The 23142-nt window shown below is 53.3% G+C and carries 22 protein-coding genes; 8 read left to right on the plus strand and 14 right to left on the minus strand.

Annotated features, from left to right (window positions below; translation table 11 throughout):
* Positions 1–108: 108 nt before the first annotated feature.
* A complete protein-coding gene (locus tag F1E05_RS05745; RefSeq protein WP_190303261.1) occupies positions 109–771 on the plus strand; it encodes a PEP-CTERM sorting domain-containing protein in 663 nt (220 codons plus the stop codon).
* A gap of 2 nt (positions 772–773) precedes the next feature.
* Here F1E05_RS05745 and F1E05_RS05750 read toward each other — a convergent pair whose 3' ends face one another.
* From F1E05_RS05750 to F1E05_RS05805, 12 genes are all read right to left on the minus strand, one after another.
* Positions 774–1877: a glycosyltransferase gene (locus tag F1E05_RS05750; RefSeq protein ID WP_150047384.1), complete on the minus strand. Its 1104-nt coding sequence runs from the start codon at positions 1875–1877 to the stop codon at positions 774–776.
* A gap of 39 nt (positions 1878–1916) precedes the next feature.
* Positions 1917–3026 (minus strand): glycosyltransferase family 9 protein, encoded by a 1110-nt coding sequence (locus tag F1E05_RS05755; protein ID WP_150047385.1) that lies wholly within the window; start codon positions 3024–3026, stop codon positions 1917–1919.
* Positions 3026–4012, minus strand: a complete 987-nt coding sequence (locus F1E05_RS05760; RefSeq protein WP_150047386.1) for a class I SAM-dependent methyltransferase — start codon at positions 4010–4012, stop codon at positions 3026–3028. The genes F1E05_RS05755 and F1E05_RS05760 overlap by 1 nt, the downstream gene beginning before the upstream one ends.
* Position 4013: 1 nt before the next feature.
* Positions 4014–4931 (minus strand): methyltransferase domain-containing protein, encoded by a 918-nt coding sequence (locus F1E05_RS05765; protein WP_150047387.1) that lies wholly within the window; start codon positions 4929–4931, stop codon positions 4014–4016.
* Between the two features lie 7 nt (positions 4932–4938).
* Positions 4939–5640 (minus strand): class I SAM-dependent methyltransferase, encoded by a 702-nt coding sequence (locus F1E05_RS05770; protein ID WP_150047388.1) that lies wholly within the window; start codon positions 5638–5640, stop codon positions 4939–4941.
* A gap of 49 nt (positions 5641–5689) precedes the next feature.
* Positions 5690–6781, minus strand: a complete 1092-nt coding sequence (locus F1E05_RS05775; protein ID WP_150047389.1) for a DUF1972 domain-containing protein — start codon at positions 6779–6781, stop codon at positions 5690–5692.
* Positions 6782–7309: 528 nt separating this feature from the next.
* Positions 7310–7690 (minus strand): NifB/NifX family molybdenum-iron cluster-binding protein, encoded by a 381-nt coding sequence (locus tag F1E05_RS05780; RefSeq protein ID WP_150047390.1) that lies wholly within the window; start codon positions 7688–7690, stop codon positions 7310–7312.
* Positions 7691–7774: 84 nt separating this feature from the next.
* Complete coding sequence (locus F1E05_RS05785; protein ID WP_150047391.1) at positions 7775–10945, minus strand: HD domain-containing phosphohydrolase; 3171 nt, start codon at positions 10943–10945, stop codon at positions 7775–7777.
* 258 nt (positions 10946–11203) lie between these two features.
* Positions 11204–12262 carry an ACR3 family arsenite efflux transporter gene (arsB, locus tag F1E05_RS05790; RefSeq protein ID WP_150047392.1) on the minus strand — a complete coding sequence of 353 codons (1059 nt, stop codon included), beginning with the start codon at positions 12260–12262 and terminating at the stop codon, positions 11204–11206.
* 24 nt (positions 12263–12286) lie between these two features.
* Complete coding sequence (locus tag F1E05_RS05795; protein WP_150047393.1) at positions 12287–12730, minus strand: ArsI/CadI family heavy metal resistance metalloenzyme; 444 nt, start codon at positions 12728–12730, stop codon at positions 12287–12289.
* Positions 12731–12750: 20 nt separating this feature from the next.
* Complete coding sequence (locus F1E05_RS05800; RefSeq protein ID WP_150047394.1) at positions 12751–13230, minus strand: arsenate reductase ArsC; 480 nt, start codon at positions 13228–13230, stop codon at positions 12751–12753.
* Between the two features lie 23 nt (positions 13231–13253).
* Entirely contained in the window at positions 13254–13589 is a 336-nt protein-coding gene (locus F1E05_RS05805) for an ArsR/SmtB family transcription factor (protein WP_150047395.1), read from the minus strand.
* 322 nt (positions 13590–13911) lie between these two features.
* Here F1E05_RS05805 and F1E05_RS05810 point away from each other — a divergent pair, with 322 nt between their 5' ends.
* A complete protein-coding gene (locus F1E05_RS05810) occupies positions 13912–14388 on the plus strand; it encodes a NifB/NifX family molybdenum-iron cluster-binding protein (protein ID WP_150047396.1) in 477 nt (158 codons plus the stop codon).
* 126 nt (positions 14389–14514) lie between these two features.
* Here the strand turns inward: F1E05_RS05810 and F1E05_RS05815 are convergent, their stop codons facing one another.
* Positions 14515–14820 (minus strand): hypothetical protein, encoded by a 306-nt coding sequence (locus tag F1E05_RS05815; protein ID WP_150047397.1) that lies wholly within the window; start codon positions 14818–14820, stop codon positions 14515–14517.
* Between the two features lie 168 nt (positions 14821–14988).
* Entirely contained in the window at positions 14989–15732 is a 744-nt protein-coding gene (locus tag F1E05_RS05820) for an MlaA family lipoprotein (RefSeq protein WP_232056795.1), read from the minus strand.
* A gap of 372 nt (positions 15733–16104) precedes the next feature.
* Between F1E05_RS05820 and hrcA the strand changes: the two genes are divergently transcribed.
* From hrcA to carA, 6 genes are all read left to right on the plus strand, one after another.
* Positions 16105–17145: a heat-inducible transcriptional repressor HrcA gene (gene hrcA / locus F1E05_RS05825; protein WP_150047399.1), complete on the plus strand. Its 1041-nt coding sequence runs from the start codon at positions 16105–16107 to the stop codon at positions 17143–17145.
* A gap of 49 nt (positions 17146–17194) precedes the next feature.
* Positions 17195–17839, plus strand: coding sequence for a nucleotide exchange factor GrpE (gene grpE / locus F1E05_RS05830; protein ID WP_150047400.1), 645 nt, complete (start codon positions 17195–17197; stop codon positions 17837–17839).
* Between the two features lie 68 nt (positions 17840–17907).
* On the plus strand, positions 17908–19842 hold the full coding sequence (gene dnaK, locus F1E05_RS05835) for a molecular chaperone DnaK (RefSeq protein WP_150047401.1): 1935 nt from the start codon (positions 17908–17910) through the stop codon (positions 19840–19842).
* 117 nt (positions 19843–19959) lie between these two features.
* Positions 19960–21093, plus strand: a complete 1134-nt coding sequence (gene dnaJ / locus F1E05_RS05840) for a molecular chaperone DnaJ (RefSeq protein ID WP_150047402.1) — start codon at positions 19960–19962, stop codon at positions 21091–21093.
* A 4-nt stretch (positions 21094–21097) separates the two neighbouring features.
* Entirely contained in the window at positions 21098–21907 is an 810-nt protein-coding gene (gene dapB / locus F1E05_RS05845; RefSeq protein WP_150047403.1) for a 4-hydroxy-tetrahydrodipicolinate reductase, read from the plus strand.
* A gap of 104 nt (positions 21908–22011) precedes the next feature.
* On the plus strand, positions 22012–23130 hold the full coding sequence (gene carA / locus F1E05_RS05850) for a glutamine-hydrolyzing carbamoyl-phosphate synthase small subunit (protein WP_150047404.1): 1119 nt from the start codon (positions 22012–22014) through the stop codon (positions 23128–23130).
* Positions 23131–23142: the final 12 nt, after the last annotated feature.

The raw sequence follows: 23142 nt of genomic DNA on the forward strand, positions 1-23142 counted from the left end.
AGTTTTTGTTGACACGAATGCTTACTTTAAGTAATCATTTTCTTACAGTAAGCGCGGCAGGTCAGAGTGGGTTCTCCTGTTCGGTTTATTCGATAACGGAGAACAATGATGAGAAAAAACATTCTGTTAGCTACGCTTTTAACCGTTTCGTTGGCTTTGCCTTTCAAGTTTGCCAATGCGGCATTCTCGAATCCCGATCCTGCTACCTTTCAAGACGATAGCGGTTCGGAACTGTTTAGCCCGACCTCCGGTAATCAGTTTTTTACCTTAGAGTTGGCCGACCTCGGATCGTCTGTGACCGATACCATTTTCGGCTTTTATGTGAAAGGGACGGATCCCACGGATCCCTCTAACCGTATCGAATTATTCGGCCCCGGCAACCATAACACGGCACAGGCGTTTTTGGTCGATTTGACCGCCGGTATCGTATTCGACTTAAACACGGCCTCGGTTGCGGGCAGCTTTGCGGCGGCGGGTAGTGTAATCGGTTTCTACTACGAGCTGCCTTTGTTGGGGGATATGGTTTTGTATAGCCAGTCATCCTTGAATAGCGGCGGGTTGGACGCGTTCGGCTTTTTCCCATTGATTGCCGATCCTACCGTCTGGTTGGTGGAAGTGGCGGTTCCTGACGGAAATGGCGGCTCGTTTCCACTAGCCTTCGAACTGGCCGCTAATCTCAATGCCATTCCGGAGCCTGGCGTGTTGGCCTTAATCGGCTTGGCGGGCTTGTTGTTCAACGTTTCCAGGTCTAAGGCCGGCGTCAAATCGTAAATCTACCGATCTTTGCCCGACGCAGCCGCTATCAAGTGGCCGTACCAAGCTTGCCCGATTACCTCGCGGGCATAGCGAGTTTGGTAAAGTCGATAATTGTTTTTTCCCAGGGTTGCTCTAAGTTCGCCGGACTCGACAAGTTGGGACAGGGCGTTTTCCCAGTCCGCGCCGCTCTGCGTTAAATAGCCGTTTTCCGCCAGGATCAATTCCCGATTGATGCCGACCGGCGACGCGACCACCGGCAAGCCGGCGGAAAAATACTGAATTAATTTGAATGCGCACTTACCCTTCTCGTAAGGCATGTCCCACAAGGGCATGATGCCGATATCCGAGGTCGACAGCCATTCGGCTTCAGCATCTCTTTGCCAGCGCAGGTATTCGACAGGAATGCCTTGCATGGGCAAATCGAATATATCGTCGCCGCCTATTAAGCGCAGTTTGAACGGATAGCGTTCGGCCAGTTTTCGAAATACCGGAATCAGCTCCTGCAAATAGCAGGCGTTACCTAAATTGCCTATCCAAACGATGATAGGTACGTCGTTCGACTTAGGCCGCCAACCGCCCAAATCGTCGTAACCGGTCGGCAAAATATGCACCTCGCGATGAAATTGCAGGGCGTAATCGGCTAAAAATCGGTTGCCGACCACGATGCGCCGACTCATGGCTATGAGTTCGCCCACTCTATCCGCATACCAAAACCGTTTACGTTGGTTGACCGAATTAGACGGCGCAAACCAGATGGCGTCGTCCAAATCGTACACGACGTTGGGATTCAAGCTGCAAATCAAGCGTTCGACCCAAGGTTTTCCCAGCGGGAAAACCTCGCGCTGGATGATGATTGCGTCGTAACGCCTAACCTTGGTCAGCAACGCCGGTAACCGTACTAAACAGCAATAAGCGAACATTGCGGCTTTGCGCAAGCTCGCCCACGAACCGCGGTGGCGGCGGTCGCGAAATAAGTTCGAGGTAATCAGGCCTTCTACTTCCAGCCGAATGCCGCGCGCCTGCAAATCGGCTTGATAAGCCGTGACGCGGTGGTAGACGGAGGGTGCTTCGGCAGGGTAAACGCTTACACACAACACGCAAAGCTCGGGCTGGGTTGTCATTGCTTGATTGCCGCTGAATGGGGCTGGGAGGATTGGTGGCTAGGGATAGTTCGAATTGGCTTTAATCCTGTCGCGTAATGTTTCAAACGCCACCAAGACTTCGGCGGGGCTGATCAAGTCGACGCAAGGGTGAGCCAACGGACAAGCCATGGCTAAACAAGGGCTGCATTCTACCGGATGATTCAACACGATAGCTTGTTTATTGATGGGCAACCAGATAGGCAAGTAGTTTCGGCTGCTGAATAGTGCGACCATCGGTAGGTTCAGGCCGTCGGCCATGTGCATGGGGCCGCTGTTGCTGGTGACGATAGTGCTACAGCGTTCCATCAATGCGCCGGTATGTTGCAAATGGGCTCGTCCGGCAAAATTTCTGACCCTGGCTTGTTTGTGGTCTGGCAGGCTGGCACACATGCGCTCCGCCGCCGGTCGTTCGATTTCTCCACCGAATATCAAGACGGAAATATCGGTGTGCCGTTCCAGCAAGTTTTCCAGAAACGCTTTGGCCAAATCTTCGCGCCATACTTCGGCGGGCTGTTTGGAGCCGAAAAAAAAGCCGATCAGCGGCGGCTTGAGGCCCTCGTGCTCGATGACCTCGGCTGCCCGGCGCCGGCTGGCGTCGCTCAAATAAAAGGCTTTTTTATAATGACGGTTACCGGCTTGGTTTAACAAACGCAAGGTGGTATCGACGATGTTCTCGCCGGCCAATTCGGTATCCGTCGGCATGGGCACGGGGTGAGTCAAAAAAGGCGCCAGCTCGGCCAGCGCAAACCCGGCCCGGTATCTAGGCATCGCCAGCCGCATCAAGAAAGCGTTGCGTTTGAAAACTTCGGCGTTGGAGCAAAAGGTGTTGAATGTGGGGGTGTGTAAATCCACCCACAGATCGTAACGCCGGCCAAGTAAGCGCCAAAGCAATAGGTATTTGCCCCAAGCCTTGTCGTTTCGATAAATCAGCAAGGCGTCTATATGCGGATTATGACTCAGTAGCGGTGCGACGTTGGCGCGGACTATCACCGTAATGGCTGCGTGCGGATATTTTTCTCTTAGTGCGTGTAAGGCGGGAGTAACTACCAAGGCATCGCCCAGGTCGGCCAGCATCAGACAGGCGATGCGCCGAATTTCCTCCGGTGTCGGTAGGGGCGGGGTCGTCACTAAGTCCTCCGCCGGGCAATCACAATCAGCTGCTCGCCCCAGCCGAATAACGGCGACCAGGGTTGGGAGAATAAATAATCCAAACCGCGTAGCAGGGTTCTGACCAGTTTCAACAGGCCGGTTTTTGCCAATAGCGTTTTAATCTTCTCCTTGCGGCCACGGGTTTGATAGTAATCGGCCATTTCCGCGTCGCCGTCCGGCTGTCTGCTTTTGAACGATCCCAGGGTTTGCCGTATCAATCCGGCGATGTCTATGCTGCGGATCACCACGTGTTCGACTTGGTAGCCGGTCGCTTCCAGCATTGCGCATAAAGTCGCTTTATTGAATAACTGAATATGTTCGTCTTCGCAGTTGACGACCCACCATTGGGCACCGAAACAGCGCCTATACAGGCTGTCGAAGTTGGGGGTGGAAATCAGCAACAGCCCGTCCGGGTGCAGCCAATCGCGAATGCGGGTCAAGCAAGCGCGCGGCGACTCCAAGTGTTCTATCACTTCCAGCAAACTGACGACGTCGAATGCTTGGTCCGGGCGGAATTCTTCGACGGCGGCGTTATGAACCTTAAGCCCCAGCGCAGTTCGGGCATATTCGGCGGAGGCGTTTCCGTATTCCAAACCTTCGACCAGCCAATGATTTTCGCGAGCCACGCTTAAAAAAGCGCCGGTGGAACAACCGATATCCAACAGCCTCGTGCCGGGTAGACGGTGCAAGCGCTGCAATTCGGCCAGATAACTGCGGTACAGGCTTAAGGTATTTTCCTCGAAAGCAATTCTGATCCGTTCGGCGTCCACGACGTCGTTTTCCGCCCAGGCTTGCAGTTTTTCCCTTAATAAGGCGGTTTTTACTCTGGGATTGACGTAGGTCATTCCACACTGCGGGCAGCTTACCAGCCAAGAGTGGTGCAGGCGGTAGCGCGGCTGGCCGTCGCAATGGCCGCAGTAATCGCAACAGACCGGGCTATAGCCGTCCGGAAGGGTCGTATCCATTTTAGGCCTTTTTCCTGCCGAGTACGTAAAAGCCTCCGGCCAATTTATGGGCGTCCGGGTGGTTTCTCATTAATTTGTCCAAATATTTCCATGGGAAAAACAGCCAGCGAAACGCGCCGTTAACCAATTTGCGCAGCTTTGGATAGTTATCCGGGATCAGCATGCCGCACAAAATATTGGCCGATTGCAAAATGGCCGAAACCGGCCCCAGCGTGATGCCGAATTGCGGTTGCTCCAGGCCGGCGAACAATTTTTTCATCCCTTCCAAGGTAAAGCGGTGAAAATCGTTGGGATAACCGTGAAAGAAAAAAATGAAAGGCAGTTCGGCGTATAAGCGGCCGTTCGGCTTTAGCACTCTGAGCATTTCCGCCACTACCCATTCCGGCTGGTAAACATGCTCCAATACCGCGTTGCAGATCACCGAGTCGAAGCAGTTGTCGCGAAACGGAATGTGGTGCGCGTCGCCGACGCAATCCACGTTGTGAAACGCGGCCAAGTTCAAGGTGATTTCCCTGTCGGAATAACGGTGAGGACCGCCGCCGACGTTCAGGATGCGGGTAGCCTCGCCTTGATAATCGAACAGTGCTCGGGTGTCCGGGGTGCGGCGCAAATCGGGATTAAAGTGCAACATCATCTCGGGCGGACGCAAAAAACGGTACACGCGTTGTAAGAGCGTGGCGCGGGTCGGTTTGCTGTGTTCGTATTCGGCGACCATGGCTAGTCCGTGCTCGGTCGAGAGTTCTCCTGCGTGGTTTTGCGCGGAGCTGCCGGTCAACAAGATCGGAATGCCGTTTTGTACGGGATACTGCGCGCCGCAGCCGCTACAGACCAGGGTTGCGGCGCTGGCCTGTAGCGGATAGGTTTGACAATGCGGACAGCAAAAATCGGCGGCGTATTCGGCGAGTCTGGACGATAGCATAAGCACCTTAATTTTTTTCGGCGACGAGTAAAATGTCGGAATCCGGACCGGGCCAATCGGCAAGGCCTAATTTTTCGCCGATTCCGGCGATGAAATAGTAGGGCAAGGCCGCCAATTTACGTTTTAAACTGCCCGAGGTAATTCCGTAGGCTTTGGCGCCGTCGTATCGGCGGTAAAACATCACCTTCATGCCGTGCTGGTCCAGCCAGGCCGATATGCGTTTGTCGTCGACCAAAGGATGGAAAGGCGTCGGAAACACATCGTAATGGCCGTCGCCTCGGTCTTTTTTACCGACTATCCAGCGGTAGTACCAGCGATGAAAGCCATACGGCGTCAAACGGGTAATCAGCCCTTTCAAACTGCCGCGGTTGGGAAAACCCAAAATCATGATGCCGCCCGGAACCAGGCTTTGGATCAATTGGGTCAAGGCGATATCGGGTTGTTGCAAGTGTTCGATCACGTTGAAACAAATCACTGCACGGATGCAGTCGGCGCGAATAGGCAAGCGGTGTAGATCGGCTTGCACCCTGGCTTCGATTTGCCGGTTGCGCGCCAGTTGGCCGTAGTCGATATCGATGCTCAGAAATTGACTGGCGCCCGGCAAGTTAAAATGGCTGAAACTGCCGCCTCCCGCCTCCAGCACAAAGCCTTCCCAGGCGGTATTCCCGGCATAACGTTCGGCAAGATAACGGTTGCATTCGGCTATCATATTGCAGCTTTTGGGGGGTCAGGTTTTAAAGTAGCGAAGTGAAAGCGGTTTAGATCCATTGCTCGAATAAAGCCTGATACTCGGCCAGAATTTTTTCCCAAGTGAAAGCCTCCTGGTGCCTGCGTAGCGCTTGCGATTTTAATTTCGCCAACTGTTTATCGTCCGTCAACAAGGTATCGATGATGGCCGCGCAGCCGTCTTCATCGGAAAAATACAGCGCCGCATCGCCGGCAACCCAGCGGTTGAATTTGTTGTCGTGCGCGACGATGGCGTTACCGGCACCCAAGGCTTCCACCAAGGACGGATTGGTGCCGCCAACCGTATGTCCGTGCAGATAAAACAGCGCGTTGACTCTTAAGGCCTGCACAATCTCTTTATCGTAAATGGCACCGGTGAACAACACCTCGTCGGACGCCGCGGCTTTAACGGCTAACTGATAAGGCAAACCGAGCTGATAATCGCCCAATACTACCAGCGTTAGTTTGCGAGTTTTACGCGACCAAGCCCGCACCATGTCCAAAATAAGGTTCTCCGGTTCCGCGCGGGCAATGACTACCGCATACGTTTCCCGGCGCAAGCCGTAGGGTTCCGGCGCATGCATCTTTATGCAATCCGCCCCGTAGGGAATCATCGCGATCTTGTTCGGACTCACCCTGCCCGACAATAGCGCCTTGATTTCCGGATGGTCCGCGATTAAATGATTCCCGATAAAACAGCCTAGCCAGTCGTTCAACCATAGCCAAAATCTAGCCCAAGCCGGCCATTTTTGCCGGCGCCATTCTATGCCGTCCATGTTGATGATGTTACGGGTTCCGGTAAGTCGGTAAATCAAGCCGAAAACAGCGGTGTTGTAGCCCAAGGTCAAAACCAGTCCGCTTTCCCGGCAGGCATGCCAGGTGGATTTCCAATCGAACAGAACGGTACTAATCGCGCCTTGAACGGTTACGGGAACATGAACCCGTCTGATGCCGCGCCATGTGTCTTCGGAAATGGCGTTTCCGCTACAGGCTTGACAATACACCGTTACTTGCCAGCCCTGTTGCTGTAAATAAACAGCCAGATGTTCGGCGAAAGTCTCGAAACCGCCATGGGCCGCGGGTACCCCCCGTGTACCCAGAATACGGAGTTTTTTATTCGTCACGATAACTTTAGTTGGAATATTGAAAGAATAAGCAGGTAGTTAGCCAAGTCAGCCGTCGGATTGCCTACGGGCTTGAGTGAAAACCAAACGATATTGTCCCGGTTTTGACAATCAGCTTGTTTAAACGGCATTTTTTGTAGTCTGGCAGACGAGAATTTAAGTTTAGGGCGAAGTTTTCCAACCGTAGTCATACAGGAGTCATACAGGGGGCGATGAACGTGTTTACGCAACTTAACACAGATAAATTTCAGCGTAAATTTAGGTTACGCATTCGGAACGATTTAAAGACGGAATTTGTGCGAATGCGGCCAAGCAGTTGGAGTGGCAGAATCGCCGATGTATCGGCGGCAACTCGCAAGGTGGAGTTTGGAAAGGTTTTTAAGCGGTTAAGACATGAAACGTAGCCGTCGAGCGGTAGAGTCGAATGTATTCGACCCGATACCGCCGGCCGCGTATAAATCAATCCGCATGATTTTTTAACAACGGCATTGCATTGGTTTATGGGGGAGGGCTGAATGAAGGGCGATCTTATTGCTTGTGGCAGGCGTGCTCATCATGCGGCAAGCCTGCGGCCAAATTGCCGCGCATGTAAGCCTCGATGGCGCTTAACGGGTTGGTTTCCGCGGTTGTCAACAATGCGGTATTACGCAGGCCGAGATTGCGGATGACGCCTTCCCCGGCCGAACCGGCAATCGCAACGTCCACGTAATGCAGAGGGTGGCGGTTTCCGTCGCCGCGAATGTGCCATTCGTGCAGGCTGCCGGTTTTCGATAAGGCCAATTTCCAAACCGGATCGGCGGTTCCGTTGGTTAGGTCGACCGCAAATATTTGCCAATCCGCAGCCCTGCCGGCGTGAGCTGCAATGTTTCCGCTATCGTCAAGCGCGACCGCAACCAGGACTTCCGCCACAATTCTCCCCCTTAGCAATATAAATTCTGCATAAATTGTATGGGAATTACTTGCAAATGCCAACCGTTACAGAGTTTGTCCGGCTTAACAGTCGAACCCGCGCCGATCGCCGTGACCTGCGAGTGCGCTGAAGTCTAAAAAACCGGAAATATCGGCGCAATCCAGCTGATCCGGGTGTAAAAACTGCCGGCCGTATTCCAAATAAACGCCGCTGGTCAGAAAAAAACGGAATACTTCAGCATCGATGTGCCGATCCAGCACCATGTTCCGCATAATCGCCAAGGCTTCGCTGAGTCGTTTGGGTGTTTTATAAGGCCGGTCGGCGGCCGTTAACGCTTCGAAAATGTCGGCGACGGCCAGCATCCGTTCCGGTATGGACAAGTCTTCGGCCGTTAAACATCTGGGGTAACCGGTGCCGATTAAGGTCTCGTGGTGCGTGGATGCGTAACGCGCGACCTTGGCCAGTTCCTTGGGGAAGGGGAGGCTTTCCAGCATTTTGATCGTGCTGATCATGTGTTCGTTGATTTTGAAACGGTCTTCCGCGGTTAACGTGCCGCGCGACACGCTCAAATTGTACAGTTCGCCTTGGTTATACAGCAGTTCGGGGATGGGCATGCGGATGCCGAATTTGGCTTCGTATCCGTTATGGTGCAAGCGCGGATGCCAATGTTCGGGTTTGTCGGCCAACAGGGGTTCCTGGGTCGGCAACGACGCTGGTGCGGTGGGGTAACGTTGCAGTTCGACGGCGGATAAGCCCAGCCGGTCGTCGAAATGGCGTAGCCAGGTGGTGTTGGCTAATGTTTGCAAGCGAGCGATATCCGATGCATCCAAATGTTCGCCACCGAGGTTGGTTCGGGCGACGAAGGCAAAGTCCTCTTGCAAGCGGGCTTGGATTTCGTCTCTACGCAATGCCGCTGCGGCACTGGGTGCGGTCAAATAGTCGATCTGTGCGTCGCGCCACAGCACTTCGAAACGCATGCGGACCTCGTGGATGCGGTTGTATATGGTTTCCAGTTTGCTGGCTTTATCGACGATGTGTTCCGGGGTGGTGATTTTGCCGCAATCGTGTAACCAGGCCGCGATGCGAAACTCGGTCCTCTCGTCTTCCGATTGGAAACGAAAGTCTTTAAACGCACCCGCCGTCGCCCGTTCGGCGGCTTGGGCTATCATCAAGGCCAACTGCGGTACCCGGGCGCAATGCCCTGCGGTATAAGGCGATTTGTCGTCGATCGCTTGGGCAATCAAGCGGATGATGGACTCCATCAGTTCTTTTTGTTCCCGCTCGTGTTGCTGCATCGCCGCGGCCATTTCGCCTATCGAATGCGACAACTCGTCGATTTCGATGATCGCGCTATCGCGGACCCGTACCGCCTGGTAGTCGCGATGTTGGATTTTTTGGTTTTCCTGGGCCAGACTTTTGATCGGCCTGACGATAGGCGAAGCGAATAGCCAGGATACCGGGAGCAGCAACAGCAAGCCGAAGGCGGAAGCCACTGCGGAAATCGCCACTTTCTGCAAGCTGGGTGTCAGGACGACGTCGATAGGGACCAGGACGGCGAAATATTCATCCGGGTTATCGCTGCCGTGTAGCCGGGTCAGGTAAATGAAATGCTCTTGCCCGGCGATGTCGGTTTGGAAAAACCGGTCGCCACCGGGCGCAAGGTCGGGTTGAGGCAATATTTGCGGATAAGGTACTACGGCTAAGTCTGCAACGGCGTTTTGTGCATCGCCGTTGCCGAACCATTTGCTTTCCAAGCGCTTTAGCTGTTCGGGCGAGAGTGCCGCCAAGGCTTGATTCAAAATGTCCAGCAATTCGGCGTGGTGTTTGTGCACCAACAAGTTCAACTGGTCCGGAAAGTCCAAATCCTGTTTGTTCAGGTTTTCGTTGAAGCGCAAATGTTCCAGAAAATATTGATTGGCAGTGAAACGCAAAATAGCGGCCGAATCCAAGGTCGCGTGTGCCGTGCCGTTCAATACGGCGACTAACGACTCGCGCACCGAGCCGGTCTCCAGTACCGTGATTTGCGGGTAGGCGGCCCGGACGGCTTGAATGCTGGACCAGCCGGCCGGAATGGCCAACACTTTACCGTTCAATTGCGTCAGACTGGTCACGGGTTCGACATCGTCGCGAGTCGCTACCGCCGGCGGCAAGCTGATGATGGGGGCGCTGAACAGGCCTAAATCCCGATTGGCGGAGGTCGGAACCAAAGGTTGCAAAATGTCCAATTCACCTTTTTTAAACAGCTCCACCAATTGCGGCCAACTGTAGCCGTTAACGAATTCCACCTGCAGTCCGGTCATTTGCGCCAGCAAATTGATCAAATCGATGGCATAACCTTTCGGTTGTCCCGAGACCGCGTAGTCGATGGGCGGCCAATCCATTTCGTTGGAAACCCGTAGCCTTCCCGAATCGGCCACCGAACGTCGCTGTGCCTCGGTCAATGGCAGGGGAGAGACGCCGGCTAAAGGCGGGACGTCCAGCGACAGTCGATTGCCGGCGACAATGTCGCCTGTGGCGCTATAGATAAAAAGTTCGCCGTCGTGGCTGACCGGCAAGCGGTTCAGATAAGCGGATAAAGACGACAAAGCGATATCGACCGCCAATACCGCGCCGCTGCCGGCGACCACGGTCGAATACGTTTGGCCGGGCGCTTGTAAATGCTGAAACAAATAAGGCGGCGATTTTTCCACCTTGTCTGCGCCGGCTTGTTTAAACCACGTGCGTTCGCGCGGATCGTATGCGCTCCGTTCGCGCTGCGTGCTGCGCTTTTCGAACGCCGCATCGTAATAGTCCACGCTACGAAAGCGTCCTTCCGCATCGCTGGATAGCTGTATCACGGCCCAGCGGTCCGCCGGCATTGCTTTCAGCAGCATGCGAACTGCAGGGTCGGCCTCCAGATTGACCAATTGATACAAACTGCCGTCCGGGAAGGCCACGTATATGGCGTAAAACAGCGGGTTGCGTTGCATGACTTCCGCGAACAAACCTCGCGCCTCCGGATTGATCCGCGGGCCGAGCAGCAAATTCGGAAAGCGCGCCAACAGGGCCGCGCTTTCGCTGGCACGCGTGTCGATTGCGCTCAGGTAATCCCGCGTTCTGGCGGCGCTGAGCCGGTATTGCGCCAGTGCGGCGTCGACCGCCATCTGCCGGCTGAAATGGTATTGCAAGCCTATCGCCGCGGCGGCGGTAAGCAGCGTCGCGATCACGAAAATGCTGACTACCGTCAGGCGGATGGAAAAGCGCAGTCTTTGCACGGGGGCGGCTGGATTAAATGGCGCTGAGAATGGTTACGGCTTGCGGCAACTATAGAACATTTGGCGACTAACTACCGATGAGAGTTGCAGACGTGGTAAAGCTTGGGTTGACGGCGTTAACGAACCTTGAACGGGGGGATGTCAAGTTACAGGAATCTCGGGCTATTCAGTCGGTTTAACCCTTAACGCACGCCACCTGACGGTTGGCTGGATTATTGTCAGACGGAGCCTTTGCCGCAAGGTCCGCATCCTTAGACGTTAGCGGACAACAAACCAGCGTTTCTGAAATAAAAAGGCCACATTGACCAAGGCGATCATTACCGGTACTTCAATCAACGGCCCGATGACCGCGGCAAAAGCGGCTCCGCTATTAATGCCGAACACCGCCACCGCCACGGCGATAGCCAATTCGAAGTTATTGCTGGCGGCGGTAAAGGCCAACGTGGTGGTTTGCGAGTAATCGGCGCCAACCATTTTGCCCATGGCAAAGCTGATCAAGAACATCACGACAAAATAAAGCAGTAGCGGTATAGCGATACGCAATACGTGCAACGGCAATTGCACAATCAACTCGCCTTTCAGCGAAAACATCACCACGATGGTGAATAACAAGGCAATCAACGTCAGCGGACTAATCTTAGGGATAAATTGTTGCTGATACCATTGATTGCCCTTGGTTTTCACTAGTATCCAGCGCGTGCTGAACCCGGCTATAAAAGGTATGCCCAGATAAATCAATACGCTTTGGGCTATATCGACCATAGAGACGGCAACCAAACTGCCTTGCAAGCCGAACAGCGGCGGCAGTACCGTCACAAACAGCCACGCATAGACACTGAAGAACAACACTTGAAAAACGCTGTTGAAGGCGACTAAAGCGGCGCAGTATTGCTTGTCGCCGTGCGCCAGCTCGTTCCAAACGATGACCATGGCAATGCAGCGTGCCAGGCCGATCAGGATCAATCCGGTCATGTAATCGGGATAGTCGCGTAAAAACCCAATCGCCAACCCAAACATTAGCAGCGGGCCGATCAGCCAATTCTGAATCAGGGACAAGCCTAAAACGCGCCAGTTGCGAAACACGTCCCCCAGTTCTTCGTAATGAACCTTGGCCAGAGGAGGATACATCATCAGGATTAAACCGATTGCGATGGGTATATTGGTCGTGCCGACCGATACCAACGTATTGATTCGATTGACCTGATCGGGTAACGCGAAGCCTGCGGCCACTCCGATCGCCATCGCGATAAAAATCCAAAGCGTCAAATATCGATCGGGAAACGACAGTCGCGGACTCGGGCAAATTGGCTGATTCATGATGGTTGCCTGCGGGATGAAAAATCAGCTTGGGCGGCAATTTGACGAGGGACCGCAACAAGACGTACTCCGGTCGGTCGGCAAATCGGAGTCGTTACCGAACGTCGGAATATTTTTGAGCGAGTGGAAGGCTTCCCAGGGGATGCCCTGCGGGTCTATCGTCCAATACTTATCGGATTCGGCGTAACAGCAGGCTGCTTGTTTTTGTTCAATCACCGGCAAAGCCGCACCGTGCAGAATCTGTTGCACTTGTTCCAAGTCCGACGCCGATTCGACCTGAATGCCTAAATGATCCAATCCGGTTTGGCGGCCGCGGCTGGAAATCGCGAAATTGATGCGCGGGTCGTCCAGCATCCATTTGGCGTAATCGTCATGCAGCACGCTCGGCTCGGTTTGGAATAAGGCGCTGTAGAAGGCGATGTTTTGTTGCAAATTGTCCACGGCGAGATGGATATGAAAACGTTTCATAGGGATACCCCTTTGTGTGGTTAAGACAGCAAGCTGCCGATACGATCGAGTTCCGCTTTCAGGCTTTGCGGATCAGTTTGTAAGGACTGTAGAGGAAGAGCCAGAAACTGTTCGATGCGGAAACGGAGAATGTCGTATGCAGTTTCGAATGCCGCCTTGATTTCTTGCTCGTTTCCTTCGAAGTGCGCGGGATCTTCGACGCCCCAATGACTGCGCAAAACCGGACCGAGATAGGCCGGGCAGGTTTCTTTGGCGGCGTTGTCGCACACGCTGATCACGATGTCCGGCACAACCGGTAAATCGTTCCAGGATTTGCTGTAGTAGCCTGCCGTCGAAATGCCTTTTTCCTGCAGCAAAGCCACCGCCCTGCTATTTAGTTTGCCGATGGGATTGCTGCCGGCGCTGATGGCATGCCAACCGTCAGGCGCCAAATGATTGAAAATCGCTTCACCCATCAACGAACGGCAAGAATTGCCGGTACAGAGAAACAAAACATACATAGCGGAATCATCCAGTAAAAAAATCAATCGGTCGGACGGCAAGACGATGGCGAGGTATCGAAGCAGCAATCCGGCTGTCCTGCGCAGCATTCGGCCGTCAGGTAATCGATCAATGCTTGCATCACGCTCAGATTGGCTCGGTAACGTAGAAACCGGCCTTCCTGGGTGACCGTCACCAAGCCTGCATAAGTCATGGCTTTCAGGTGAAAAGACAAATTGGTCGCGGGTAGCGCCAAAGCGCTAGCAATTTCCCCGGCAACCAAGCCGTCCGGCGCATGCTTAACCAGTAAGCGAAAGACGTCCAGACGTACGCCGGAGGCCAAAGACTCGAATAAGGTGGTGGCAAGTTCTTTATCCATAAATCCACTATACAATAATTATTGAAATAATGAAATATTTATTGCCGGGTCTCGATAGTCGGCTGTTCGCTGTAAGCGGACCGGCCTGCCGGGTAACTTGATATTGGCTTGCGCGTCGTGTCCTACAAGGGTTTGCCCTAAAAATAAACGTCTTCTAAGCGATTAAATAGCGGTATGCTAAACCGGGTTGGGGTCGGCCGGCCGAATGGCCGCCGATGTTTGCTTATCGGCTGCTGCGAGTCGGTAACATACCCGTCATTCAATTCGGCCCAAGACTTGCTGCGCTCAAGTTTTGGCCCAGTCGTTTATTGAGGAGTTTTAAATGAGTCAACTTGCTGAAGTAAATAGTGTTGCGGAAATAGAAGTCGATGAGAAAACCCTGAAAGTCGCGTTTGCCACTTCAGACGGTGAAATTGTCAATCAGCATTTCGGTTCGGCTTTGGGGTTTCACGTATACGGTATCGACGGCACCACCGCCACACCGTTGGCAGTTAAATCGTTCGATAAAGAAAAACGTGACGGCAATGAAGACAAACTGGTGCCTAAGCTTGCCTGGTTAACCGGTTGCGATTTGGTGTATTGCGGCTCTGCCGGCGGCTCGGCCACCAATCAATTGATTAAGCTGGGGGTATATCCCGTCGTCGTTAAAGACGGCCCTGAAATTGCTGAGATCATTGGCGACTTGCAAAAGGAAATAACCGGCAGCATGTCGCCTATGCTGGACCGGATTTTTAAACAAAAAGTCCGTAAAGATGAGGGGCGGTTTGACGAAATCGCAGATGAAGAGTGGGAGGAATAAGCGCGCCTTCCACCCATCATTAAAATGGCTCGCTCCCCGGACATTGATCGTGGGAGCGATGCTCTCGCCATGACGTTAGGCGCAAACAACTTGTGCCAGGCGTTTGAACGGCTTAAATCTAGCGCTTTATTCGATATCGCCCGCTAAAGCGGTGTCCACCGCCCGCAAAATGTAATCGTTGCCGCGAATGTTGCGCGCAAGATCGACGATTTCTTCATAAGCATAATTGTGCAGATTGAAGCTCATTTGGTCGATTTGTTTGTCGTCTATAAAAATATCGAGTAGCAATAGCACAAGGTTGTCGTGCTGATGTGCGTTATCCAACACCTTTACGCTGGATACGATGCGCATATGCTCGTCGATGTTGTTGATGTATCGTAACGACGATAAATGCTCGATTTGTGAGGGGCTTAGAACGTTGTTATTAGTCATCATGAAGCTCGAATTAAGGCCAAGACGGTTTATCCGGAGTCATTGGGCAACAAAATTTATGCCAAATTTTCCGGGATCGAATCCTGATTCGATCCCAAGTCGCCAAATACTAACGCGTGCTCCAGCCGGCATTTTTATTCGGAGCGATTTGCCTTGGCGGCATCCGCCTCAATAAGGATTTACCGGGGACAGTTTGTCATCCAGTTCCTCGATGTCCAGCAAGTCTTGCGGCGGTACGTTGCCGTCATGAACCAAATAATTTCTTTGCGACAGGTAGGCACCGCGGAAAAAAGCGTAGCGATCTAAAGCGGCTTCAGTGGCGATTTTTTCGTTTTCCAAATTATCCGCCCGTAAATCGGTCGTATTTAGCGCGCCTAGGCCGATGGATACGGCCCGGGAGACCGTGGCCGAGGAAAAATATAAGCCCGTATAGCTAATCGGATTGGTGGCTGTGTCGCCCAGCAAACCGAATATTCCACGCGGCGAACTCGGTCCTAATAACGGCAAGACTAAATACGGGCCGGCGGGGACTCCCCAGACGCCCAAGGTTTGATCGAAATCTTCCTTATGCTTGGGGAAGTCCAAGCCGCTGGCAACGTCGATTAATCCGCCTATACCCGCCGTGGTATTGAGCAGCAAGCGCGCGGTATCCTGGCCGGCTTCGTCCAGCTTACCTTGCAGGGTGTTATTGATGACGACACGGATGTCGTCCAAGTTGCTGAAGAAATTGGTCACGCCGCTGTCTACGATGTCGGGCGTTATCCAGCGGTAACCTCTGGCGACCGGTTTCATCACGTAATCGTCCAGGCTATCGTTGAATCCCTGCATGCTGCGGTTCCACCCCTCGAACGGGTCGTCCGGGTTTTTCGCAGCGCTTGAGGCGCATCCGGTCGCTAATATGATGATGGCCATTGCGGGCGCTAATAAACGGGATGGTCCCAAACGCATGCTTTTATACCTCGTTAGTTGTAGGCCGGCACAAGGGGTGGCGCAACATAGCACACAATGCCGGCTAGTCGGCAAGGAATTATAGGCGGTGGCGGAACAAATAGGACCTGCCGGCTTAGCTACCGATTAAAGTTAAATTTCGCTATCGCAACAGGGCTCGTTTGCCAGTTCTTCGCAAGCAGCATACGTAAAATCGGCTCATAAAGCGTTAGCCCGTGTAAGTCGTATTTGGAGAAACCGGCCGGCAGGGCGGTTGACAAGGTTTCGGCTTGCTGTTAGCTTTCCTGGCACTCTTGGGCTTAGAGTGCTAATAGTGGTTTTTCGGGTGGAGTGGTTGTGGCCAGTAATCCAGATTTAAACGACAGGTCTTTGTACCTATTAAAAACCTTGGTTGAGCGTTATATCCAAGACGGACAGCCCGTTGGATCGCGCGTGTTATCCAAGGATGCGAATCTCAAACTGAGTCCGGCAACCATTCGCAACGTGATGGCCGATTTGGAAGATCTGGGATTGATTCATTCGCCGCACACCTCCGCCGGCAGAGTACCCACCGTCAGCGGCTACCGTTTGTTCGTCAACAGTTTGCTGACGGTTAAGCCTTTGCAATTGCAGGAATTGGATCAGTTGCATAGCCACATGTTGTCGGAAGCCGACGCGCCGGCCGAGTTATTGTCCAAGGCTTCCAAGTTGTTGTCTGAAGTCAGCAAAATGGCAGGTGTGGTGACTTTGCCGCGCCGGGAGTCGGTCACGCTGCGGCACATCGAATTCCTGCCGATGTCGAGTGGCCGGGTTCTGGTGATATTCGTGACCGACGGCGACGAAGTGCATAACAAGATTATCCATACCGAGCGGGTTTTCGCCGCATCGGAATTGCAGCAGGCCGCCAATTACCTGAATTCGGTCTATAGCGGTCAAAGTCTGGCTCGCATCCGGGAACTGATTTTATCCGACATGGAACAGGATAAGAACCAGGTCAATCAGGGCATGATAGATGCGGTGAATATGGCTAAATTGGCGTTCGAGCAGCAGCCGAAGGAAGATTATGTGCTAAGCGGCGAGACCAATCTGATGGGGTTTTCGGAATTGTCGCATATGGATAGATTGAAACAGTTGTTCGAGGCATTCAGTCAGAAGCAAGGAGTGATTCACCTGTTGGATCAATGTCTTAACTCGGAAGGCGTGCAGATTTTCATCGGCGAGGAGTCCGGGTACCGGGCCTTCGATCATTGCAGTTTGGTGACTTCGTCCTATTCGGTCAACGATGAAGTGGTCGGGGTACTCGGAGTGATCGGCCCTACCCGGATGGCTTACGAGAAAATCATTCCCTACGTCGACGTTACCGCAAAATTATTGGGAGCGGCCTTGAATAGTAAATAATCGTCCCTATCGTTTACGGACTGAAAAAATTAATACTGTGGAGTAGAACATGAGTCATCAGCAATCAAGCCACGAGCAGCAGACAGACAGTGAATTAATTGCCGAAGTGCTTGAGCAAACCAAACACGCGTTTAACGAGCCGGTTGGAGAAGAGGCGCCGCAGTCTGCCGAGCAAAGCGCGGAACTGGATGCTTTACGTGCCCAGTTGGAAGAAGCGCAGCAACAGGCGGCGGCCAATTTGGATAAAGCCATGCGTGCTGCGGCGGAGATGGACAATCTGAAAAAGCGCATACAAAAAGAATTGGACGACGAGCGCAAATACGGATTGGCCAAGTTCGCAAAAGAATTGCTTTCGGTCCTGGATAGCCTGGAATTAGGTATACAAGCCGCTACCGGCGACAGCCCGGAGATGGCTAAATTACGCGAGGGCAGCGAGCTGACGATTAAGCAGTTCGAATCCGTATTTGCAAAATTCAACATCGAAGCAATCGATCCCACCGGTCAACCGTTTAATCCGGAGTTGCATCAGGCGATGGTCATGCAGCCGAGTACCAGCGTTGAGCCGGGTCACGTTATTACCGTATTCCAAAAAGGTTATGTGCTGAACGGCCGCTTGTTGCGCCCGGCTATGGTGGTCGTGGCAAAAGCGGAAGACAAACCCGCCGATAGTGCAAAAATCGATGAGCAGGCTTGAAATTTAAATCATCAACCGCATATCGCTAACAACTTATTTACAACTAAATTCAAGTCCGGAGAACATCAATGGGTAAAATGATCGGTATCGATTTGGGAACCACCAATTCTTGCGTGGCGGTGCTGGACAACGGCACCGCGCGCGTCATCGAAAACAGCGAAGGCGCGCGTACCACGCCTTCCATCATCGCCTTTACCGGCGACAACGAGGTGTTGGTCGGTCAGTCCGCCAAACGTCAGGCGGTCACTAATCCGGAAAACACCTTGTTTGCGATCAAGCGTTTGATCGGCCGCCGCTTTAAAGAAGACGCGGTGCAAAAAGACATCAAAATGGTGCCTTACAAAATCATCGAAGCCAACAACGGCGACGCTTGGGTGGAGTGTCACGGTAAGAAAATGGCGCCGCCGGAAGTGTCTTCCCGTGTATTGATGAAACTGAAAAAAGACGCCGAAGCCTTTTTGGGCGAAGAGGTTACCGAAGCGGTCATCACCGTGCCGGCCTATTTCAACGATTCGCAACGTCAAGCCACCAAAGATGCCGGTCGTATCGCCGGCCTGGATGTGAAACGTATCATCAACGAGCCGACTGCGGCGGCGTTGGCCTTCGGCATGGACAAGCCGAAAGGCGACACCACGATTGCCGTGTACGATCTGGGCGGCGGTACTTTCGATATTTCCATCATCGAAATCGCCGAAATCGAAGGCGAACACCAGTTCGAAGTATTGGCCACCAACGGCGACACCTTCCTGGGCGGTGAAGATTTCGACTTGCGCATCATCGATTTTTTGGCGAACGAATTCAAAAAAGACAACGGTATCGATTTACACAACGACCCTCTGGCTTTGCAACGGCTGAAAGAAGCGGCGGAAAAAGCCAAAATCGAACTGTCGTCGTCCGAACAAACCGACATCAATCTGCCTTACATTACGGCGGATGCGTCGGGCCCGAAACACTTGAACATCAAGCTGACCCGCGCCAAATTGGAGTCATTGGTCGAAGATTTGATCGAAAAAACCAAGGGTCCGTGCTTGCAGGCGATCAAAGATGCCGGCATATCCAATGCCAAAATCAACGACGTGATTCTGGTCGGCGGTCAAACCCGGATGCCTAAGGTCCAAGCATTCGTCAAAGAATTGTTCGGCAAAGAGCCGCGTAAAGACGTTAATCCGGACGAAGCGGTGGCGTTGGGTGCTGCGATCCAGGCCGGCGTATTGGGCGGCGACGTCAGAGACGTCTTGTTGCTGGACGTGACCCCGCTGTCGCTAGGTATCGAAACTTTGGGCGGCGTGATGACCAAATTGATCGAAAAAAACACCACGATTCCGACCAACGCCTCGCAAGTGTTCTCGACCGCCGAAGATAATCAAACCGCCGTGACCGTGCACGTGCTGCAAGGCGAACGGGAAATGGCGTCGGCCAACAAGTCGCTGGGCCGTTTCGACTTGCAGGACATTCCGCCGGCACCGCGCGGCATTCCGCAGATTGAAGTATCCTTCGACATCGACGCCAACGGTATTTTGAACGTGTCGGCTAAGGACAAAGCCACCGGCAAGAAACAATCGATCATCATTAAAGCGTCCAGCGGTTTGTCGGAAGACGAAGTGCAGCGCATGATTAAAGACGCCGAAGCCCACGCCGACGAAGACCGCAAACTGAAGGAATTGGTTTCGGCCCGCAACAGCGCGGAAGGCATGATCCACGCCACCGAGAAATCGCTGAAAGAACTGGGCGATCAAGTCAGCAGCGACGAAAAATCGGCTATCGAGTCGGCTATCAAAGATCTGCATGCCGTGTTGAAAGGCGACGACAAAGACGCCATCGAAGCCAAAACCAATGCCTTGACCGAGTTGTCTGGCAAGCTGGCCGAGCGGGTTTATGCGCAAAAAGGCGGCGCGGAAGCGCAGTCCGGTGAACATACCGCCGGAGGCGCGCATCAGCAAGCGGCGCCGGACAACGATGTGGTCGACGCCGAGTTCGAGGAAGTTAAAGACGACCACAAATAAATCGTCACCGGCGGTTTAATCGAAGTAGGGTAAGAAGCGGGGGGTTGGATAACCCCGGCTTCTTAGTGCTGAATCACTCTATATAACCGCCAATTTACGTTGGCGGTTTTCCACGTCATGGCAAAAGAAGATTTTTACAAACTGCTGGAAGTCGATCGCAACGCCAGCGAGGCGGAGATCAAGAAAAGCTATCGCAAGATGGCGATGAAGTTTCATCCGGATCGAAACAAAGACAATCCTGAAGAGGCCGAGCAAAAATTCAAGGTGATCAAGGAAGCTTACGAAGTGTTGTCCGATCCGAAGAAGCGTTCGGCATACGATCAATTTGGCCACGCCGGCGTGGATCCGTCCATGGGCGGACGCGGCGGTTTCAGCGGCGCGGAAAGCTTTAGCGACATCTTCGGCGACGTATTCGGCGATATTTTCGGCGGTGGCCGCCAGCAACGCAGCAGCGTACAACGCGGTGCGGATTTGCGTTACAACCTGGAATTGACCTTGGAGGAAGCGGTAGGCGGTACCGAAGCGGTCGTCAAGGTGCCTGTGTTGGTTGCCTGTGGCGAATGTAACGGTTCCGGCGCCAAGAAGGGCAGCAGTCCCGTTACCTGTACGACTTGTCACGGCCACGGTCAAGTCAGAATGCAGCAAGGCTTTTTTTCGGTTCAGCAAACTTGTCCGAATTGCCGCGGTACCGGCAAGCAGATCAAAGATCCGTGTCCCAAGTGTTACGGTCAAGGGCGGGTGCAAGAGACTAAAACCCTCAACGTCAAAGTGCCGGCCGGGGTGGATACCGGCGACCGGATTCGTTTGGCCGGCGAAGGCGAAGCCGGGATGAACGGCGGTCCGGCGGGCGATTTGTACGTGCAAGTGCAAGTTAAAGAACATCCCATCTTTACCCGCGATGGAGCGAATCTATATTGCGAGGTGCCGATCAGCTTTCCGACCGCTTGTCTGGGCGGTGAAATGGAGGTGCCGACTTTGGATGGTAAAGTCAAACTGAAAATTCCTGCGGAAACGCAAACCGGCAAATTGTTTCGCTTGCGCGGCAAAGGCGTTAAACCGGTACGCGGCGGCTCGATCGGGGATTTATTGTGCCGGGTGCAAATCGAAACGCCGGTACGTTTGACCAAAGAGCAACAAGTCTTGCTGGAAAAGCTGCAAGAATCGCTAACCGGCGGCGGTAAGCAGCACAGTCCGCAAGAGCATAGCTGGATGGATGGCGTGAAAAGCTTTTTCGATAAATTGACAGGATAGTTTCATGGTGCGTATTGGATTGGTCGGAGTTTCCGGTCGTATGGGCTTGTGCTTGATCAAGGCGGCAGCCTTGACGGAGCATGCCGAATTTACCGTCGCGGTATCGCGTCCGGAAAGTCTGGCCATAGGCAAAGATGCCGGCGAGCTGGCAGGGATCTCCACCCTCGGGATAACCGTGAGCGATGATTTGCCCGCTGTCTTGGACTATTTCGATGTGTTGATCGATTTTACCCGGCCGGACAGCTCGATGGACTATCTCGACATTTGCCGGCTTGCCGGCAAGAGGGTAGTCATCGGCACTACCGGTTATTCCGATGCGCAAAAACAAGCGATAGCCGTTGCAGCGCAACAAATACCTATCGTGCTGGCGCCGAATTTCAGCGTAGGCGTTAATTTGTCGTTGAAGTTGCTGGAAACCGCTGCCAAAGTGATGGGGGAATACACAGACATTGAAGTTATAGAAGCCCATCACAGACATAAAGTCGACGCACCGTCCGGTACTGCCTTACGGATGGGCGAAGTGGTTGCGGCAACATTGGGGCGTGATCTCAAACAATGTGCAGTTTATGGCCGGGAGGGCGAAACCGGGACCCGCGATCGGAAAACGATTGGCTTTTCGACGATCAGGGCGGGAGACATTGTGGGCGAGCACACGGTAATGTTTGCGGATGAGGGCGAGCGAGTGGAAATTACCCACAAAGCCACCAGCCGGATGACGTTTGCCAACGGCGCCGTTAGGGCGGCAATTTGGCTAGAGGGCAAGCCGGCCGGGCTGTACGACATGCAAGATGTGTTAGGTCTAAAAAATTGTTAATGACCGGCACGGCATAATTTCGTAAAATTACATCAGTTTTTCTCACTCCAGAACGGGATTAGTCGTCAGACTCATCCCGTTTTCTACATCTAAGGTGGCCTAATTTGAATAATCCCGCAATACTGGTATTGGAAGACGGAGCTGTGTTTCAAGGCACATCGATCGGGGCAGACGGTTGTTCAGTGGGCGAGGTGGTTTTCAATACGGCATTAACAGGATACCAAGAAATTTTAAGCGACCCCTCGTATGCCCGGCAGATCGTTACCTTGACCTACCCGCATGTCGGCAACGTCGGCGTCAATGCCGAAGACGACGAAGCCGGACAGGTTTTTGCCAGCGGATTGGTTATCCGCGATTTACCGCAGCTTGCCAGCAACTGGCGCATGCAACAGAACTTGCCCGATTACTTGCGCGCGCGTGGTGTAGTGGCCATCGCCGACATCGATACCCGCCAATTGACCCGCTTGTTGCGCGATAAAGGCGCGCAGCGCGGTTGTTTAATGGCCGGTGCAGACCTGGATATAGAAGCCGCCAAACAAGCGATCGACGGTTTTCCCGGTTTGCAGGGCATGGATTTGGCTAAGGAAGTGACTACCGCCGGCGTTTACGAATGGAGCGAAAACACGTGGCAGCTAGGTAAAGGTCATCCGGCGGCGACTCATTTGACCAAACACGTGGTGGCTTACGATTTCGGCGTCAAACGCAATATTCTGCGTCTGCTGGTCAATCGTGGCTGCCGGGTTACCGTGGTGCCGGCTACTACCCCTGCGGACCAGGTGTTGGCGATGAATCCCGACGGCGTGTTTTTATCTAACGGACCGGGGGATCCCGAGCCTTGCGATTATGCGATCGATGCGATCAAGACGATTTTGGAACGCAAAGTACCGGTATTCGGTATTTGTTTAGGCCATCAATTGCTGGCATTGGCGAGCGGCGCTAAAACAGAAAAAATGAAATTCGGCCATCACGGGGCCAATCATCCGGTACAAGAACTGGCAAGCGGCAAAGTGATGATCAGCAGTCAGAATCACGGTTTTGCGGTCAGCGCCGAGAATCTACCGGTCAATCTGAAAGCAACTTACGTATCGCTATTCGACGGCAGCTTGCAAGGTATAGCCCGTACCGACGTACCGGCATTCAGTTTTCAAGGTCATCCAGAGGCCAGCCCCGGCCCACATGACGTCGAAGCTTTGTTCGACCAATTCGTCGCATTGATGAACTAAGCGTCTTTTGCC

The organism is Methylomonas rhizoryzae, assembly GCF_008632455.1.
In the GTDB taxonomy this organism is placed as follows: domain Bacteria; phylum Pseudomonadota; class Gammaproteobacteria; order Methylococcales; family Methylomonadaceae; genus Methylomonas; species Methylomonas rhizoryzae.